18 protein-coding genes and 1 tRNA gene are annotated in these 17,741 nt (G+C 66.3%); 1 reads left to right on the plus strand and 18 read right to left on the minus strand.

The window, feature by feature from the left end:
• Positions 1–145: 145 nt before the first annotated feature.
• From ACQY9S_RS08925 to ACQY9S_RS08940, 4 genes are all read right to left on the minus strand, one after another.
• On the minus strand, positions 146–1,327 hold the full coding sequence (locus ACQY9S_RS08925) for a patatin-like phospholipase family protein (protein WP_428424944.1): 1,182 nt from the start codon (positions 1,325–1,327) through the stop codon (positions 146–148).
• A gap of 82 nt (positions 1,328–1,409) precedes the next feature.
• Entirely contained in the window at positions 1,410–1,883 is a 474-nt protein-coding gene (locus ACQY9S_RS08930) for a hypothetical protein (RefSeq protein ID WP_428424946.1), read from the minus strand.
• A gap of 131 nt (positions 1,884–2,014) precedes the next feature.
• The gene (dnaE, locus tag ACQY9S_RS08935; RefSeq protein WP_428424948.1) at positions 2,015–5,542 is read right to left on the minus strand and encodes a DNA polymerase III subunit alpha; all 3,528 of its coding nucleotides are present in this window, start codon (positions 5,540–5,542) and stop codon (positions 2,015–2,017) included.
• 238 nt (positions 5,543–5,780) lie between these two features.
• On the minus strand, positions 5,781–6,239 hold the full coding sequence (locus tag ACQY9S_RS08940; protein ID WP_428424950.1) for a hypothetical protein: 459 nt from the start codon (positions 6,237–6,239) through the stop codon (positions 5,781–5,783).
• A 222-nt stretch (positions 6,240–6,461) separates the two neighbouring features.
• On the opposite strand from ACQY9S_RS08940, the gene ACQY9S_RS08945 reads away from it, so the two are divergent.
• On the plus strand, positions 6,462–6,785 hold the full coding sequence (locus tag ACQY9S_RS08945; protein WP_428424952.1) for a DUF190 domain-containing protein: 324 nt from the start codon (positions 6,462–6,464) through the stop codon (positions 6,783–6,785).
• Between the two features lie 144 nt (positions 6,786–6,929).
• On the opposite strand, the gene ACQY9S_RS08950 is transcribed toward ACQY9S_RS08945, so the two are convergent.
• From ACQY9S_RS08950 to ACQY9S_RS09015, 14 genes are all read right to left on the minus strand, one after another.
• Entirely contained in the window at positions 6,930–7,349 is a 420-nt protein-coding gene (locus ACQY9S_RS08950; protein WP_428424954.1) for an HU family DNA-binding protein, read from the minus strand.
• 178 nt (positions 7,350–7,527) lie between these two features.
• Positions 7,528–8,382: a class I SAM-dependent methyltransferase gene (locus ACQY9S_RS08955; RefSeq protein ID WP_428424956.1), complete on the minus strand. Its 855-nt coding sequence runs from the start codon at positions 8,380–8,382 to the stop codon at positions 7,528–7,530.
• A gap of 97 nt (positions 8,383–8,479) precedes the next feature.
• Positions 8,480–8,554: transfer RNA gene (locus ACQY9S_RS08960), tRNA-Val, on the minus strand.
• Positions 8,555–8,592: 38 nt separating this feature from the next.
• Complete coding sequence (gene dnaQ, locus ACQY9S_RS08965; RefSeq protein WP_428424958.1) at positions 8,593–9,297, minus strand: DNA polymerase III subunit epsilon; 705 nt, start codon at positions 9,295–9,297, stop codon at positions 8,593–8,595.
• 28 nt (positions 9,298–9,325) lie between these two features.
• Entirely contained in the window at positions 9,326–9,664 is a 339-nt protein-coding gene (fdx, locus tag ACQY9S_RS08970) for an ISC system 2Fe-2S type ferredoxin (protein WP_428424960.1), read from the minus strand.
• 20 nt (positions 9,665–9,684) lie between these two features.
• Complete coding sequence (gene hscA / locus ACQY9S_RS08975) at positions 9,685–11,541, minus strand: Fe-S protein assembly chaperone HscA (protein WP_428424961.1); 1,857 nt, start codon at positions 11,539–11,541, stop codon at positions 9,685–9,687.
• 4 nt (positions 11,542–11,545) lie between these two features.
• Positions 11,546–12,064, minus strand: a complete 519-nt coding sequence (gene hscB / locus ACQY9S_RS08980; protein WP_428424963.1) for a Fe-S protein assembly co-chaperone HscB — start codon at positions 12,062–12,064, stop codon at positions 11,546–11,548.
• A gap of 58 nt (positions 12,065–12,122) precedes the next feature.
• On the minus strand, positions 12,123–12,446 hold the full coding sequence (gene iscA, locus ACQY9S_RS08985; RefSeq protein ID WP_428424965.1) for an iron-sulfur cluster assembly protein IscA: 324 nt from the start codon (positions 12,444–12,446) through the stop codon (positions 12,123–12,125).
• A 5-nt stretch (positions 12,447–12,451) separates the two neighbouring features.
• Positions 12,452–12,859: a Fe-S cluster assembly scaffold IscU gene (iscU, locus tag ACQY9S_RS08990; protein ID WP_428424967.1), complete on the minus strand. Its 408-nt coding sequence runs from the start codon at positions 12,857–12,859 to the stop codon at positions 12,452–12,454.
• A gap of 50 nt (positions 12,860–12,909) precedes the next feature.
• Positions 12,910–14,130 carry an IscS subfamily cysteine desulfurase gene (locus ACQY9S_RS08995; protein WP_428424969.1) on the minus strand — a complete coding sequence of 407 codons (1,221 nt, stop codon included), beginning with the start codon at positions 14,128–14,130 and terminating at the stop codon, positions 12,910–12,912.
• A gap of 48 nt (positions 14,131–14,178) precedes the next feature.
• The gene (gene iscR / locus ACQY9S_RS09000) at positions 14,179–14,712 is read right to left on the minus strand and encodes a Fe-S cluster assembly transcriptional regulator IscR (protein ID WP_428424971.1); all 534 of its coding nucleotides are present in this window, start codon (positions 14,710–14,712) and stop codon (positions 14,179–14,181) included.
• Positions 14,713–14,854: 142 nt separating this feature from the next.
• Complete coding sequence (locus ACQY9S_RS09005; protein ID WP_428425666.1) at positions 14,855–15,325, minus strand: low molecular weight protein-tyrosine-phosphatase; 471 nt, start codon at positions 15,323–15,325, stop codon at positions 14,855–14,857.
• 169 nt (positions 15,326–15,494) lie between these two features.
• Positions 15,495–16,466 (minus strand): PDR/VanB family oxidoreductase, encoded by a 972-nt coding sequence (locus tag ACQY9S_RS09010; RefSeq protein WP_428424973.1) that lies wholly within the window; start codon positions 16,464–16,466, stop codon positions 15,495–15,497.
• Positions 16,467–16,481: 15 nt separating this feature from the next.
• Positions 16,482–17,555 (minus strand): Rieske 2Fe-2S domain-containing protein, encoded by a 1,074-nt coding sequence (locus ACQY9S_RS09015; RefSeq protein WP_428424975.1) that lies wholly within the window; start codon positions 17,553–17,555, stop codon positions 16,482–16,484.
• Between the last annotated feature and the right edge of the window lie 186 nt (positions 17,556–17,741).

Here is a 17,741-nt window from a genome sequence, read left to right on the forward strand (position 1 = left end):
GTTTACTATTTACGGATAGATTCTAAGCCTTTGTCGACCCCAGCGGGATCAAACAGACTTGAACGCGAGTGGGTCCGAGAGAACCCCATGGGAGAGGAGAGGCTGCGGCGGTGCCACCGCGGCCCGGTGGCCCCCCGCACCTCTTCTACGCCGCCCAGCCGAAGAAGCGCAACACGTCCTCGCGACGCGCCAGCGTATCGGCCTCGCCCAGCGCGATCAGTTCGCGCGTGTACGGTGCCTCGAACAACAGGTAGCTCGCCAGCGCGGCCCCTCGCGCACTGTCCGGCGCCACATCGCTGACCCCGATGGCGCGCAGCATCGCCCGCACTGGTGCCGGCAGCGCGTGCAGGTGTCGGGCCGCGATGTCGTCGAGCCGCTGACTCGGCGCGATCACCAGCAGTTCGATCGGCTTCAGCGGCGTCTGCGCGAGGGCCTCCGGACCCAGCAGCGACAAGGTGTGGTTGATGCGTTGCAGTCGCTCGATGTCCACGGCCAGCGCATCGAGGAAGATGTTCGACAGCGCGTGCCCGGCGATCTGCGCGAGACTCGGGTAGCCGTTGGCGGGCGGCCGCTCGCCGCCGGGTTCGTGCAAGCGCCCGGCGCCGACCACGAGGATCCGCTCGGCCCCGAGGTGCACTGCCGGCGAGATCGGCGCCGCCTGGCGCATCGAGCCGTCTCCAAAATACTCCGGGCGTCCCTCCCGCTCCAGCGACACCGCCGGAAAAATGAAGGGAATGGCCGACGAGGCCATCAGGTGCGGAACGCCGAGCGCGGCGCGTGCCGCGACGCGCTGCGAACGCGTCCAGGCCGGCAGATCCTGCGGCGCGTCATAGAAGGTGACGTGCTCTCCCGCGGTGTAGCTCGAGGCGCTGATCGCGAGCGCACGCAAGTGGCCGGCATCGATCAGTTCCGGCACGCGTTCCAGCGGCAGCAACTGCCGCAGCAGGTCTTCGAGCGGTGCGTTGTCGAGCAGCGATCGCGGCCGCGCGCGGCGCCAGCGCGCCAACGCCCAGCCCGCGGTGAACAGGGTGAGCCAGCGCGCGCCGGTCCGGATCACGCCGAACGCGTCGGCACGGTAGACCTGGCCCGCCTCGAAGTTGCGCCACACCCGGATCAGCAGGCGCACGGCGCGGTCGAAGTCGTCGGCGCCGCACGCCAGTGCCGCGGCGTTGATCGCACCGGCCGAGGTGCCGGCAATGACCGGAAACGGGTTGTGATCGCGTACGCCGGCATCGCGACGCAAGCGGCTCAGGGCCGACAGCACCCCGACCTGGTAAGCGGCGCGCGCGCCGCCCCCGGTCAGAACCAAGCCTGTGGTCTTGCTCACGCGGCAAGCATAGCCGCGGGTCGGGGTGCCACGAAGGGCGGAATTGACGGCGAGAGGCCGTCGTTATCGATCGCGTGCAGACTCAGTCGCGGCCGTGCTTGTCGTGACCGTGACCGTGGCCCTTGCCATTGCCCGGCCCACGGTGGTCACCACGATCGCCACGATCACCCCGGTCATCACGGCCGCCGCGTTCGTCGCGTCGATCGGGGCCGCGATGCTCCTCGCGGTAGTGCGGTGCGTAGACGTCCCGGTACCAGCCGTCCTGCACGAAATAGACCGGCTGACCGCAAGCGCCGTAGCGGCCGCAGTATCTGTGCCAGTCCTTCGCATGGCCCGGAGGCACGCGCAGGTAGATGGGCCGCTGCACCGCCGCATAGGGAGCGGGAGCAATGACCACCGGTTGCGGATAGATCAGCTGCGGCTGCGGGTAGTTGCCGATGTCGATCCGGCCATAGAAGCCCGGCTGACCGATGCTGACCGACACGCCCACGTCGGCAGCCAGCGCCGGGGTCACCGCACAGACCGCAAGCGCGGCCGCAAGAACAATGCGTTTCATACAACGATCCTCGAATACTTGAAGCCTGTCTAACACCTGCGTCGGGCAGCTCGCCGACACGATCCTCAGTGTGCCGCGGTACGCGGCCGGTTCTCGGCGGCAGCAGCGCGATGATGTAAAGAAACGCGTCGTCAGTCGTACACCACGGCCGCCCGGCCGTGCGTGCTGGTCTTCCAGCGCGCCAGCGCGGCGTCGGTCGGGAAGAAGCGGCCGTCGTCGCCCAGATCGATCTCGCCCTGCACGGCCTCGCGCTGCAGCACCAGGCGCACCGCCAGGCCTTGCACCACTTCGCCCTGCTCGGTGCGCAGGGTGCGCGGCGGGAACTCGCGCAGCAGATCACCGACCGGCGGCGCAACGCCGTTCACCGCCACGCGCAGGTAGCGGCCGAAGCGGCAGCGCGCCGCCGCCAGGTCCCAGACCTGCTGCACGTTGAGCCGCACGCCGCCCGAGAAGCGGTCGGGCTGCACCTTGCCCTGCACAACGATGAATTCGTCCTCCACCAGCAGTTCGCGGTGGGCGTTGATCAGGTCCTCGTTGGCAACCGCTTCGATCGTGTCGCTCTTGTCGTCCAGCTTGAAGATCGCCACCCGCCCGCGCTGGCCGTTGACGATGCGCAGCTCGCTGACGATACCGGCCAGCAGCTGCGGCTCGCGGCTGTCGAGCAGGTCGGCGATCCGGCGCCGGGCGAACTGGCGCACCTCGGCCTCGCACTCGTCGAACAGATGGCCCGACAGGTAGAAGCCCAGCGCGGCCTTCTCCTGCGTGAGCCGCTCCTTGATGCTCCAGGGTTCGGCCGCCACGAGCTCGGGCTCGTTGGTGGAGGCCGCATGGGAGTCGCCGAAATCGAACAGCCCCCCCTGGTCGGCATTGGCCGCCTGGGTGTCGCCATAGTCGAAGGCGAGCGGCACGCTGGCCATCAATACGGCACGGTCCGCCTCGAGTGCGTCGAAGGCCCCGCCCTTGATCAGCGCCTCGACCACCCGCTTGTTGACGCGGCTGCGGTCCACCCGCGCAGCGAAGTCGAACAGGCTCTTGAACGGTCCGCCTTCGCGACGCGCGTCGACGATGGCCTCGATCGCCCCTTGCCCGGTGCCCTTGATGGCGCCCAGCCCGTAGCGCACCCGGCCGCGCTCCTTGCCCTGCGGCGCCACCGGCTCGAAACGGTGCCCGCCCGTGTTGACGTCGGGCGGCTCGAACACGACGCCCAGCGCGACCGCGTCGTCGTGGAAGATCTTGAGCTTGTCGGTGTCGTCGAGCGCGACGCTCATGTTGGCCGCGGTGAACTCGGCCAGGTAGTGCACCTTGGCCCAGGCCGTGTGATAGGCCAGCAGCGCATAGGCCGCGGCGTGCGACTTGTTGAAGCCGTAGCCGGCGAACTTCTCCATCAGGTCGAAGATCTCGTTCGCGAGCCCCGCGCTGATGCCGTTCTTCGCCGCGCCCTGGGCGAAGATCGCGCGGTGCGTGGCCATCTCCTCGGCCTTCTTCTTGCCCATCGCGCGCCGCAGCAGGTCGGCGCCACCGAGCGAGTAGCCGCCCAGCCGCTGGGCGACCTGCATCACCTGCTCCTGGTAGACCATGATGCCGTAGGTTTCTTCCAGCACCTCGCGCATCAGCGGGTGCGGGTAATCCACCTCTTCCTTGCCGTGCTTGCGTGCGCAGAAGCTCGGAATCAGGTCCATCGGGCCTGGCCGGTAGAGCGCGACCAGCGCGATGATGTCCTCGAACACGCTGGGTTTGGCCTCGCGCAACATGCCCTGCATGCCACGGCTTTCCAGCTGGAACACCGCGACCGTCTTGCCTTCGCTCAGCAGCTGGTAGGTCTTGCGATCGTCGAGCGTGACGTTCTCGAAGGCGAAGTCGGCGCGGTCGGCATGGCGGGCGCGGATGAAGTCCTTCGCCAGCTCCAGGATCGTCAGCGTCGCCAGGCCCAGGAAGTCGAACTTCACCAGGCCGATCGCCTCGACGTCGTCCTTGTCGAACTGGCTCACCGCCGAGTCGCTGCCGGGCTGCTGGTACAGCGGGCAGAAGTCAGTGATCTTGCCCGGTGCGATCAGCACGCCGCCGGCGTGCATGCCGATGTTGCGCACCGTGCCCTCGACGCGTTCGGCCAGCGCCAGCAGCTCGGCCACCTCTTCCTCCTTCTGCTCGCGCTGCTCGATCTCGGGCGCCTCCTTGCGCGCGTAGATCAGCCCGGGGTCGGGCTTGTCGCCTGGGCGCTTGAGCGTGACCGTCTTGCCGGGCGGCGCGGGCACCAGCTTGGCGATGCTGTCGACATGGCCATAGCCCATGCCCAGCACGCGGCCCACGTCGCGCAGCGCGGCCTTGGCCGCCATCGTGCCGAAGGTGGCGATCTGGCTCACCGCGTCACGGCCGTACTTCTGCTTCACGTAGTCGATCACGCGGTCGCGGTTGCCCTGGCAGAAGTCGATGTCGAAGTCGGGCATCGACACCCGGTCCGGATTCAGGAAGCGTTCGAACAGCAGGTTGTAGGCGAGCGGGTCAAGGTCGGTGATCTTCAGCGCGTAGGCGACCAGCGAGCCGGCCCCCGACCCCCGCCCCGGGCCGACCGGACAGCCGTTGTTCTTGGCCCAGTTGATGAAGTCGGCCACGATCAGGAAGTAGCCCGGGAAGCCCATCTTCAGGATCGTCTCGATCTCGAAGTCGAGCCGCTCCACGTAACGCCCGCGCTGCAGCTCGCGCTCGGCCTCGTTCGGATAGAGCTGGGCGAGCCGCTCGTTCAACCCCTCGTGCGAGGCGTGGCGGAAATAGGCCTCCGGTGCCATCCGCTGGCCGTCGACCATGGGCGTCGGGAACTCCGGCAACTGCGGCTTGCCGAGCGTCAGCGACAGGTTGCAGCGCCGCGCGATCGCCAGCGTGTTGGCCAGCGCCGACGGGACATCGGCGAACAACACGGCCATCTGCTCGGCGGTCTTGAAGTACTGTTCGCGCGTGAAACGCTTGACGCGGCGCGGGTTCGTCAGCGTCTCGCCCTCGGCGATGCACACGCGCGCCTCGTGCGCCTCGTAGTCGTCGGCCGTCAGGAACTGGACCGGGTGCGTGGCCACCACCGGCAGACCCAGCTTCGCCGCCAGCGGCACCGCGGCGCGCACCTGGGCCTCGTTCGTCGCCTGCCCGGCACGCTGCAGCTCGACGTAGAAGCGCCCCGCAAACAGCGCGCCGAGCCGCCGAGCCTGCGCTTCGGCGCGCGCCGGGTCACCGGCCAGCAAGGCTTGCCCCACAGCCCCCAGATCGGCGCCGGACAGTGCGATCAAACCCTCGCTGTGCGTGGCCAGCCGCTGCCAGGAGACGCACGCCTGGTGGCGCTGCAGGTTCTCGGTCCAGGCATGCGAGATCAGCTCGCACAGGTTCAGGTAGCCGACGCGGTTCTGCACCAGCAGCAGCAGGCGGCTCGCCTGCTTGTCGTCACCCTCGGCTTCGAGCCACAGGTCCGCGCCGATGAGCGGCTGCAGGCCCTTGCCGCGGGCCGCGCCGTAGAACTTGATCGCGCCGAACAGGTTGGACAGATCCGTGATCGCCAGCGCGGGCTGCCGGTCGGTGGCCGCAGCGGCCACCATGTCGCTCACCCTGAGCATGCCGTCGACGACGGAGTACTCGGTGTGGGTGCGAAGGTGGACGAAACACGGCGACTGCAGGCTCATGCGGGGATTCTAGGGAAGCGTCTCGCAGCGGAGGCCCGGTCATCGTCAGGCCCGTGCGAAGGACCACCACACGGCAGCGATTGCCTGGCCGATATCCCTTCCAGGACTTGTCCACCGCGGCAGTGCACAAGCCTGTGGAAAAGCCGTGGCGATCGGCCGCGCCGCGCCGCCCCTGCGGGCTCCGCGTCCGCTGCCCTGGATCGTGCAGCCTGCACCGAAGATCGGCCGGCCAGCGGGTTCATGCCTTCTTCGCTACGGCCTTTTTCGCTGCGGGCTTCTTCGCCATCGCCTTCGGCTCGGCGGCGGACGGCGTTGCCGCAGGTTCGCTCGCACGCGGACGGCCGGTCTTGATGGTCGGCACCGCCGCCAGGGCCGCGACGAAGCGCGCGTCGGCCAGACCGGCCAGCAGCTTGATGCCGGCCCGCAGCAACTCGCTCTTCTTCGCCGTGTGGCCCAGCTTCGCCGCGCGCTGCTTCAGATCGGCCAGCGCGGCGTACTCGCCCTTGGGGATGGTGAAGCCATCGCGGATCAGCTTCTCGCGCTTCTTCGGCGCTTCAACCCGCGCCTTGGCTGCGACAGGCTCGACGCGCTTGCCGGCCGCGGGCTTCAGCGGCGCTGTCTTGACCGGCCGCTTCACGGCAGGCCGCGGCTTCGCCGAGGCGGACGCAGCGGCAGCGGTTTTGGATTTCGTGACCATCTCAGCTCCTTGAACGATATAAACAGTATGTATTGTTTATATCTCCACGAGCCCCTTGCGGTCAAGACATGCGTGCGCCCGTGACCGACCCAGGGTCGGCGGCACCGGCGAGGCCGCCGCGCAGCGCCATCAAGACCGTTCGCCGCAAGGCCATGCCCGCAACGCATGTGATCAGCGGTGTCATGATGACGCCGTGGGCCCTGCCTGCGTCTGGAGGCTGAAATGAAAGGCTACCAAGTCACCTTCTTCCTGCAGCAGGACCGGCGCCACGGTCGACAGCAGATGCACGAGTGGCTGATGCAGACGGCCAAGTCGCTCGGCATCCGCGGCAGCACGGCCGTGATGGCGGCCGAGGGCTACGGGCACAGCGGCAAGCGGCACTCCATGCACTTCTTCGAGCTTGCCGACCAGCCGATCGAAGTCACGATCGCGATGGACGAGGGACAAGCGCAGGCACTGTTCGAGGTGCTCGAGCGGGAGAAGGCGAACCTCTTCTACGTCAAGTCCGTGGTGGAGTTTGGAACGGTCGGTGGAGCGCAGGGCTGAGACCAAAGGAACAGGGACCCGGCACGACTCCCGCCGCGCGCCGGCGCGGGAAAGAGTCGCTCAAACAAAGAAGCCGGCCGCAGCACCCAGTGCCACAGCCGGCCCGACACCTGACGGCGGTGTCGACTCGCTCTGATCGTCAGATCAGAGCGCTGCGTCCTTGAGCTTCTTCAGCGCGCGCGTCTTGATCTTGACCGTCGCGGGCTTCGCCGCGAAGACACGTTCCTGCTTCGTGAACGGATCGATGCCGGTGCGCTTCTTCTTGGCCGGCACGTTGATGACGTTGACCTTCAGCAGACCCGGCAGCGTGAAGGAGCCGAGACCCTTCTTGTGCACCGAGGCCAGGATCGTGGCTTCGAGCGTAGCGATCACGGCCTTCACCGCCTTGATTTCAACCGCGGCCACTTCGGCCAGGTGAGTGATCAGGCTGGTCTTGTTGAAGGCGGTCTTGATCGGCTTGACGGTGGCAGCCACCTTGGCCGGCGCCGCGGCCTTCGTGGCCTTCTTTGCGGGAGCAGCCTTCTTGGTCAGCGCCTTGGTCGCAGTCTTCTTTGCAGTTGCCATTGGGTCTTGTATCGGAAAGTTGAGAGGTGGTCCGCGTCTGCGGGCCCGGCGGATTCTATGTTCCGCCTCGTCATGCCCACCGGAGATCTGCCGCTGATCCGGTCGGCCCCCGGCGCACTGTCGGATACCGAGCTGTCGGTTGGGGCTTTCGATCCGTGCAAGCCGGTCGGTACCGCGCTCACCTGGGTTCGGTGAACGAGCCGGACCGCGCCACCCTTCGGCACACGAGCAGGATTTCGTCGACACCGGCCGTCGGGATCATTCCGGGGGCGAGTTGCAGCTCCTTCTGGAACCGCAACCCGAGCGGCATGAAGGCCCGGTTGTACCACCACATGGCCCGCTCACGATGGTGCGAGAGCCACCACATGCCGATGTCGACCAGACGCGACGAGGCCGGCTGCATGCCGAACACGGCGCTGCGCTCCACCACGAGATGGTGCTGCGCCAGCTTTGCGAGCAGGCGCGGCGGCTCGTAGCGCCGTTTGTGGCCCACGAAGTCGTCGAACGAAGTCCAGCGCGAGGGGTGCAGCGGCGTCGAGATCAGCACGGCCGCACCTGACTTCGCGACGCGGGACAGCTCCGACAGTGCGCCGTCCTCGTCGTCGACGTGCTCGACGATATCGAGAGCGCACACCAGATCGAATGCAGCGTCGGCGAATGGCAGGGCCGTCACCAGGCTCAGCGCGACCTGCGCGCCGCGCCCACGAAGCTTCGCGAGCGCCGGCGTGCTGATGTCCACGAATTGCGTGCCCTCGATCGGCAGCCGCGGCCTCAGGCCGGGCGCCACCTCGAGCCGTCGCCCGGCCTCGGGCAACAGGGATTGCACGAGGGGCCACGTATTGAAGCGCTGAGGCTCGACCAGACGAGCACCGGACCAGAGCAAGTCGTAGAAGCGGCGATTCTGGTCGATAAGCTCGCGCTCGCCGTGCGTCTGCGCAAGCCTTGTCTGCATCGTTCCGTCACTGTAGCACCGGCGAAATCGCTGCTCCACGCACGCCGGCAGCTGCCCTTGCCCGACCGATGTCGCCCGCAATCCGGATGGCTGTGCCGATGCAAAGTGGCACTCCCGGTGGGTGCCTGTCCCGCCAAGAAAAAAGCACCGGGCATCGCTGCCAAGTGCTTGACTTCTTTGGTGGGCGGTGCAGGGTTCGAACCTGCGACCCCTGCCGTGTGAAGGCAGTGCTCTACCGCTGAGCTAACCGCCCGATAAATCGGGTTCGCGGGGTATCGCGAGAAGCCGGGATTATGCCATGGTGCGCCACAGCGTCTTGCCACCCGAGGCCTTGTCGAGCTCGGCAAGCACGGCTTCGTGAGCCTGCAGCTCGGTCTCGTTCGGCTCGACGACCGGCAGCGCGAACTGGCCGAGGTCGATGTCGGCGATGGCGATCGTGCCCCCCGACGACGCCCCTGCGTCGATGACCAGGGCGTTCTGGCCGCGCGTCATGCGGATGTAAACCTCGGCCAGCAGGCCCGCGTCGAGCAGCGCGCCGTGCAGCGTGCGGCTGGCGTTGTCGACCTCGAGGCGCCTGCACAGCGCATCGAGCGAGTTCGACTTGCCGGGGAACATCTCGCGCGCCATCGTCAGGCTGTCGGTCACGCCGCCGACCTGCTCGGTGAACCTCGGGCGCTCCAGGCGCTTGAGCTCGGCATCGAGAAAACCGATGTCGAAGGCAGCGTTGTGGATGATGACCTCGGCCCCGGCCAGGTAGTTCATCAGTTCTTCGGCGATCACCTCGAACTTGGGCTTGTCCGCCAGGAACTCGTCGGTCAGGCCGTGAATCTTGACGGCGTCTTCGTGGCTGCGCCGTTCGGGATTCAAGTAGAAGTGCTTGTTGCCGCCGGTCAGGCGGCGGTTGAGCATTTCCACGCAACCGATCTCGATGATGCGGTCGCCGTTCTCGGGACTCAGGCCCGTGGTTTCGGTGTCGAGGAAGATCTGGCGGGTCATGGAGTCATCCCGGTCGGGCCGTTGGCGCTCAGTGATTTTCCTTGGCATGGTTGATCGAGTACCGCGGAATCTCGACCACCAGGTCCTGCTGCGCCACGATGGCCTGGCAGCTGAGCCGGGAGTTCGGCTCCAAGCCCCAGGCACGGTCGAGCAGGTCTTCTTCGTTTTCGTCCATCTCGTTGAGCGAGGCGAAGCCTTCGCGCACGACCACGTGGCAGGTGGTGCAGGCGCAGCTCATCTCGCAGGCATGCTCGACCTCGATGTCGTGCTCCAGCAGCGCCTCGCAGATCGAGGTTCCGGGCGCGGCCTGGATGCTCGCTCCCTCGGGGCAGTACTCGGGATGCGGGAGGATCTTGATGGTGGGCATGGCGATCTCGAACGAAGGTCTCAGACTTCTTCCACACGCCGACCGGCCAGCGCCTGCCGGATGCCGCGGTTCATGCGCTCGGCGGCGAAGGCCTCGGTGCCGTCGGCCAGCGCCTTGACGGCGGCATCGATGGTGGCGGCGTCATCGGCGAGCGCCTGCTGTTCGGCCGATCGCATCAGCGCCTCGATCTCGGCTCGCTCGGCCTCGCTCAGCAGATCGCCATCGGCCGCGAGCGCAGCCCGCGTGGCCAGCACCATGCGCTCGGTCTCGACCCGTGCCTCGCGCAGCGCGCGGTCGCGCATGTCGCCCTCGGCGGTGCTGAAGCCCTCCTGCAGCATGCGCGCGATCTGCTCGTCGGCCAGGCCGTAGCTCGGCTTGACGGTCACCGCCGCCTCGACGCCGGAGCCCTGTTCGCGCGCCGTGACGCTCAGCAGCCCGTCGGCATCGACCTGGAAGCTCACGCGGATGCGCGCGGCACCCGCCACCATCGGCGGGATCCCGCGCAACTCGAAGCGCGCCAGCGAACGGCAGTGCTCGACCTGCTCGCGTTCGCCCTGCAGCACGTGGATGGCCATCGCGGTCTGGCCGTCCTTGAAGGTCGTGAAATCCTGGGCCCGCGCGGTCGGGATGCTGCTGTTGCGCGGGATGATGCGCTCCACCAGGCCGCCCATGGTTTCCAGACCCAGCGACAGCGGCGTCACATCGAGCAGCAGCAGGTCGTTGTCGGACGCGTTGCCCGCCAGCTGGTGTGCCTGGATCGCGGCACCCAGCGCCACCACCTCGTCGGGGTTCAGGTCGGTCAGCGGCGAGCGACCGAGGTAAAAAGTGACGGCCTCGCGGATCTGCGGCATGCGGGTCGAGCCGCCCACCAGCACCACGCCCTTCACCTCGTCCTTGGACACCTTCGCGTCGCGCAGCACCTTGCGCACCGCGGCCAAGGTGCGCTCCGTCAGCGGCTTGGTGAGCGCGTCGAACTGCCCGCGCGTGACCGCGACATGCAGCGTGCCGGTGCTCAGCACGGCCTGCACGCTCGCCGCCGTGGCCGTGGACAACGCCTCCTTGGCGGTACGCGCCGCGACCAGCACCGCGCGCTTGTCCTGAGCCGTCTCGGTGCCGAGCTGGCCCTGCGCCAAGGCCCAATCGGCGAGCAGATGATCGTAGTCGTCACCCCCGAGCGCCGAGTCGCCGCCGGTCGCGACCACCTCGAACACGCCCTGGCTCAGGCGCAGCAGCGAGATGTCGAAGGTGCCGCCGCCCAGGTCGTAGACCGCGTACAGGCCCTCGCTGCCGTTCTCGAGGCCGTAGGCGATCGCCGCGGCGGTCGGCTCGTTGATCAGGCGCAGCACGTTCAGGCCGGCCAGCTGCGCGGCGTCCTTGGTCGCCTGACGCTGCGCGTCGTCGAAGTAGGCCGGCACCGTGATCACTGCACCGAACAGCTCGTCGTCGAAGCTGTCCTCGGCGCGAAAGCGCAGCGTCGCCAGGATCTCGGCCGACACCTCCACCGGCGTCTTCACGCCATCGCGTGTGGCCACGCTCACCATGCCCGGCTGGTCGACGAAACGGTAAGGCAGCTTCTCGCGCCCGCCGATGTCGGCCAGTGCGCGGCCCATGAAGCGCTTGACCGAGACGATGGTGTTCTCGGGGTCCTCGGCCTGGGCGGCCAGCGCCTCGAAGCCGATCGCGCGGCGCCCACCCTCGAGGTAGCGCACCGCCGAGGGCAGGATCACCCGGCCTTCGCCGTCGGGCAGGCATTCGGCGACGCCGGAGCGCACCACAGCGACCAGCGAATGCGTGGTACCGAGGTCGATGCCGACCGCGATGCGTCGCTGGTGCGGGTCCGGCGACTGGCCGGGTTCGGAGATTTGCAGCAGAGCCATGCGTTTATTGTCCCAGCGCTTCCAGGCGCCGATCGAGGTCCTGCACAAAGCGCTCGACGAACATAAGGGCTCTGACCTGTTGCGCTGCCGCGGCCCAATCGTGGCGCGCATCCAGCGTGGCTTCCAGCTCGGCCAGCGCCTCGCGGCGGAACGCCAGCACCTCGTCGTTGAGCGCGGCCACGGCAGCGGCGCCGGTCGCGTCGTCGAGCGCCTCGCGCCAGGCCATCTGGTGCATCAGGAAGCTTGCCGGCATCGCGGTGTTGTTCTCGGCGTCGACCTTCGCGCCCTGCAGCTCGCACAGATAAGCCGCGCGTTTGAGCGGGTCCTTGAGCCTTGCATGGGCCTCGTTGACACGCACGGCCCACTGCATCGCCACACGCTGTGCGGCGGAGCCCTGCGCGGCGAAGCGGTCGGGGTGCACCTCGGCCTGCAGCGCCTTCCAGCGCGCATCGATCTGCGCGCGGTCCTGCGCACAGCGCCGCGGCAGGCCGAAAAGTTCGAAGTCGTCGCTGTCGAGCTTCATCGTCGTGTGGTCAAAAAAAGGGCGCGGCCGTGCCGCGCCCCTTCATGCATTCCCGGCCTCAGATCCGGAACGATTCACCGCAACCGCAACGGTCGCGTTCGTTCGGGTTGTTGAACTTGAAGCCTTCGTTCAGGCCTTCGCGCACGAAGTCGAGCTGCGTGCCCTCGATATAGGGCAGGCTCTTCGGGTCGACAAGCACCTTCACACCCTGGTCTTCGAAGATCACGTCCTCGGGCGCCACCTCGTCGGCGTACTCGAGCTTGTAGGCCAGGCCCGAGCAGCCGGTGGTCTTGACGCCCAGGCGAACGCCGACGCCCTTGCCGCGCTTGCCCAGGTAGCGCGTCACGTGGCGTGCCGCAGCGGGGGTCAGGGTGACTGCCATCGTGGTCAGTGCGTCGCTGTGGTCTGCGGGGCGCCGTGCTTGGCCTTGTAATCGCTCACCGCGGCCTTGATCGCGTCTTCAGCCAGGATGGAGCAGTGGATCTTCACCGGCGGCAATGCCAGTTCCTCGGCGATGTGGGTGTTCTTGATCGTCAGCGCCTCGTCGAGCGACTTGCCCTTGACCCATTCGGTGACGAGCGAACTCGACGCGATCGCCGAACCACAGCCGTAGGTCTTGAACTTGGCGTCCTCGATCAGTCCGGTCTGCGGGTTGACTTTGATCTGCAGCTTCATCACGTCGCCGCAAGCCGGCGCGCCGACCATGCCGGTGCCGACCGTTTCATCGCCCTTCTCGAAGGAACCGACGTTGCGCGGATTCTCGTAATGCTCGACGACTTTTTCGCTGTAGGCCATGATGACTACTCCTCAAAGATGCAATGCGCTGCGAAAACCAGGCAGCGGCGTCAGTGCGCCGCCCATTGAATGGCGCTGATGTCCACGCCGTCCTGGAACATCTCCCACAGCGGAGAGAGCTCGCGCAGCTTGGCCACGTTGTGGCGGATCGTGCCGATGGCGAAGTCGATCTCCTCTTCGGTGCTGAAGCGACCGATCGTGATGCGCAGGCTCGAATGCGCCAACTCGTCGCTGCGGCCCAGCGCGCGCAGCACATAGCTGGGCTCCAGGCTGGCCGAGGTGCACGCTGAGCCGGACGACACCGCCAGCCCCTTGATGCCCATGATCAGCGACTCGCCTTCGACGTAATTGAAGCTCATGTTCACGTTGTGCGGCACGCGCTTCTCGGCATGGCCGTTCAGGAAGGTTTGCTCGATGTCCGACAGGCCGCGCAGCAGGCGCTGCTGCAGGCTGCGGATCGCAGGCAATTCCACCGCCATCTCCTCGCGCGCAATCCGGAACGCCTCTCCCATGCCGACGATCTGGTGCGTGGGCAGCGTGCCGGAGCGCATGCCGCGTTCGTGACCACCGCCGTGCATCTGCGCCTCGAGCCGCACGCGCGGCTTGCGCCGCACGTACAGCGCGCCGATGCCCTTCGGGCCATAGGTCTTGTGCGAGGCCAGGCTCATCAGGTCGATCGGCAGCGAGTTCATGTCGATCGCGACCTTGCCACTGGCCTGGGCCGCATCGACGTGGAAAACGATGCCCCGCTTCCGGCACAGGGTGCCGATGGCCGCCACATCCTGGATCACGCCGATCTCGTTGTTGACGAACATCACCGACACCAGGATCGTGTCGGGACGCATCGCGTCCTCGAGCTTGTTCAGATCGAGCAGGCCGTCTTCCTGCACATCGAGGTAAGTGACCTCGAAGCCCTGGCGCTCGAGTTCGCGCATCGTGTCGAGCACGGCCTTGTGCTCCGTCTTCACCGTGATCAGGTGCTTGCCACGCGTCTTGTAGAACTGCGCTGCGCCCTTGATCGCGAGGTTGTTCGATTCGGTGGCGCCCGACGTCCAGACGATCTCGCGCGGGTCGGCGTTGATCAGTTCAGCCACATTGGCGCGCGACTTCTCGACCACCTCTTCGGCCTCCCATCCCCAGGCATGACTGCGCGACGCCGGGTTGCCGAAGTGCTCACGCAGCCAGGGAATCATCGCGTCGACGACGCGCGGATCCACCGGGCTGGTGGCACCGTAGTCCATGTAGATCGGGAAGTGGGGGGTCATGTCCATGGCGGGCGGGTCCCTGAACGACAGGGGCTGGGCGGGCGGTGGGAGGGGTTACTTGACGAAGGAACTGCCGAGCGCGAACACCGAGTTCGGCGCGGTGATCTTGATCGGCTTGACGACCGGCTGCGACGAGATCGCGCGCTTGACGGGCGCCTCCTCGATCGACACGCCCTTGGCGAGCTGGTCGTCGACCAGCTTGCGCAGCGAGATCGAATCGAGGAACTCGATCATCTTGGTGTTCAGGCTGGCCCACAGGTCGTGCGTCATGCAGCGACCCGTGTCCTCGCCCATGCAGTTTTCCTTGCCGCCGCAGCCGGTGGCGTCGATCGGTTCGTCGACCGCGACAATGATGTCGGCGACGGTGATCTCCTCGGCCTTGCGGCCCAGCGAATACCCGCCGCCCGGGCCACGGGTCGACTCGACCAGTTCATGGCGGCGCAGCTTGCCGAACAGCTGCTCCAGGTAGGAAAGCGAAATCTGCTGACGCGAGCTGATCGCGGCCAGCGCGACCGGGCCGCTGTGCTCACGCAGCGCCAGATCGATCATGGCGGTGACGGCAAAACGGCCTTTGGTGGTGAGACGCATGCTGAACTCCTTGAGGCACGGGGCTTGCGGACCGGTTGTCCGGGATCGCTTCACCTGGGCCAGGCCGGGCTTAATCCCGACTGAATAGCTCAATTATAGGTGAAGCCGACTTATTTGGTCGGGCACCGCCCCGTAAGTTCCCCTACTCGCGTCTCGGCGTTCCCGACGAGGACAGCTCGTCGATCAGGCCGTCGCAGGCCGCCTCCACCAAGTCGAGCACCCGGTCGAATCCGGCCGCGTCGCCGTAATACGGGTCAGGCACGACTTCGCAGCCCGCGCCGCGGCCGAACTCCATCAGTCGCTTCAGCTTGCGTTGATACGCCGGCGGGCAACGCTCCTGCAGCAGGGCCAGATTGTCCCAGTCCATCGCCAGCAGCAGGTCGAAGCGCTCGAAGTCGTCGTCGTCCACCGCGCGGGCACGCTGTGCAGACAGGTCGTAGCCGCGCCGGGCGGCATGCGCCTGGCTGCGCTCGTCCGGCGGTTCGCCCACGTGATAGGCGTGGGTGCCGGCCGAATCGACCCGCACGCGGTCTGCGAGCCCGGCAGCAGCCAGCCGCGCCCTGAGCACACCCTCGGCTGTCGGGCTGCGGCAGATGTTGCCCATGCAGATCATGAGGATGCTGGTCTTTTGCGTGTCAGGCACGGAGCGTCACCCCTGCGGAGCGAAAACATCCGCGATTCTCCGCGATCGCCCCGGAGCGCTTTCCGGAGCAGCCCTCTTCGTTCCGATCTCCGGCCGACTGCGGGAACAACCGGATCAGCAGGCCAACATCGGCGAGCTGCTAGAGGTCCAGTTCGAGAGTGTCCGACCTTGATCTGGATACGCAGACCAGCATGGTCCGGTTCGAGGCGCGTTGTTCCATAGACAGCACGCTATCTCGGTGATCTGGAATTCCGGAGATGACCGTCGTTTGACAAGTCGCGCACAGTCCTTCGCGGCAGGAGTACGGAACCGAAATGCCATGATCGTCCAGTACATCGAGAATACTTTGTTCCGGCGGAACTGCCAGGCGCCGTCCGGAACTGCGGATCACCAGCGTGAATGCGCGGTGATCGACTTGGATTTGTGACTTCGGAGAAAACCACTCGAAGTGAACATGATCCTCCGGCCGCTCCTGCGTCGCGCTCTGCACCGCATTCATCAAAGGCGCAGGACCGCAGCAATAAATGTGCACGGCAGCGGAAAGATCCTGAAGCGCTCTGCACGGTTCAAAAAACCGCCCCCCCTGTTCCTCATCGAAGTGGAAATGCACACTGGCCGGCGTCCCCAATGACCGGATTTCCTCGTAAAACGCAGCTCGTTGACGGGAACGAACGCAGTAGTACAGGCACCAGGATTTGCCTTCCCCGATGCACCATTTGATCATGGAGAGAATCGGGGTAATTCCGATCCCGCCGGCAATGAAACAATATTCCTCCGCCTCCGCCACCAAAGGAAAGTTATTTCGGGGCTCACTGACAACGAGAGTATCACCCTGACGGATCGACTCATGTATGTAGCGCGATCCGCCGCGGCTGTTTTGCGACAAACCGATGCCGAGACAATAACGATCTCGCTCAGTCGGATCGTTATAAATTGAATAGTGCCTGACCAAGCCGTCGGGCAGATAAACCTCCAAATGCGACCCGGGAGTGAAAGATGGCAGAGAGTTCCGGGAGCGATCGCGCAACTCCAGAACGACAATGTCCTTGGCCTCGCTTCGGAAGTTGGAAACTTCGAGCTGCAAGGTATTTTTCGGCGGATTGGTCGTCATGGAATCAGTCGTTTGTCAGACGGAGACAGGGACGGATTGAGTCTGGTCCTCCAGCCGGGCTTGGCGCTCCTCCCGGATCAGCTTGTCCAGCACCCACAGCATCTTGCCGGGGCCAGCGTCGTGGGCAATGTTGATCATCTTCAAGTCCGGCTTTTCCTTGCGGCGGATGTGCTGGGCTTCCAGCATGTGCCGGTCCTCGGTGAACGCCTCGTCCAGCGTGCCGCCGAGCAGGTTGCTCAGGCCGGGAAACTCGGTCTCCTTGCTTGCGCCCCAGGAGTAGTAGTAGTCCACCGAATCCTCGTCGCAGGGCGTCACCGCCTGGCAGGTCCAGGTGTCCACGAGGAGCTTGCCGTTGGACTCGCCCTCGGTGTTGGTGCCGGCACTGAAGGCGCGAAAACGCATCACCCAGTTGCACGGCACGGTGTGCTGGATGTCGAAGCAGATATCGAGCTTGGTGCCTTCCGGGAAGATGTGTGCGACAGCCCCGGTGGGTGCCACCGAGCGGACCCAGAACAGCGTGTCGATGCCGCGCGGCGTGATGGTGTGCACAGGCTTGATCCAGCCATAGGCGGGATCGCCGCCGACGGTCTTCTCGTGCACCCAGGTCAGGTGGCTGAGGTCGGCGAGGTTCTCGATCTCCCACCGGTAGTTGGTCTCCACGTGCATCTTGGACGTCTTGAGGTGCCAGTCGGGATCGCTGGGTCCCACCGAGAAGCAGATCAGATTCGGGTCGGCCTTTGCCGGCTCGCCCATCCAGACCCAGACCCAGTTGTTCTTCTCGACGACCGGATAGCTGCGCACGCAGGCGCGTTCGGGGATCGTCGTCTGGCCAGGGATCTCCTCGCACATTCCGTCGCTGTTGAACTTCATGCCGTGGTACATGCAGCGCAGCGAGCCGCCCTCCTTGCGGCCGAGCGACAGTGCGGCCTGGCGATGTGGGCATCGGTCTTCAAAGGCAACCACCTTGCCGTCCGGCTTGCGGTACAGCACCACTCGCTCGCCGGCGATCCTGCGCGGAATGATCGCCGTCCTGCCCTGGTGGATTTCGTGGTCCCAGCCCGCGCAGTACCAAGCATTCTTCAAAAACATCACGGTCTCCTCATGGGTTGCGAAGTGCGGCTTCGGCTCGATGAATTCAATCTGGTGAACGATGCCCCGTTTTCAGGGAGCACCGTCCGATCCTAGAAACAACGAACCGCCGAATCACCGACTGCGAAGAAGGGGGAGCGCCGGGGAGAACGCGGCAGCGAAGCGGAGCGGACTCACCTTTTCGGA

Source organism: Methylibium sp. (genome assembly GCF_965279545.1).
Classification (GTDB): domain Bacteria; phylum Pseudomonadota; class Gammaproteobacteria; order Burkholderiales; family Burkholderiaceae_C; genus Methylibium.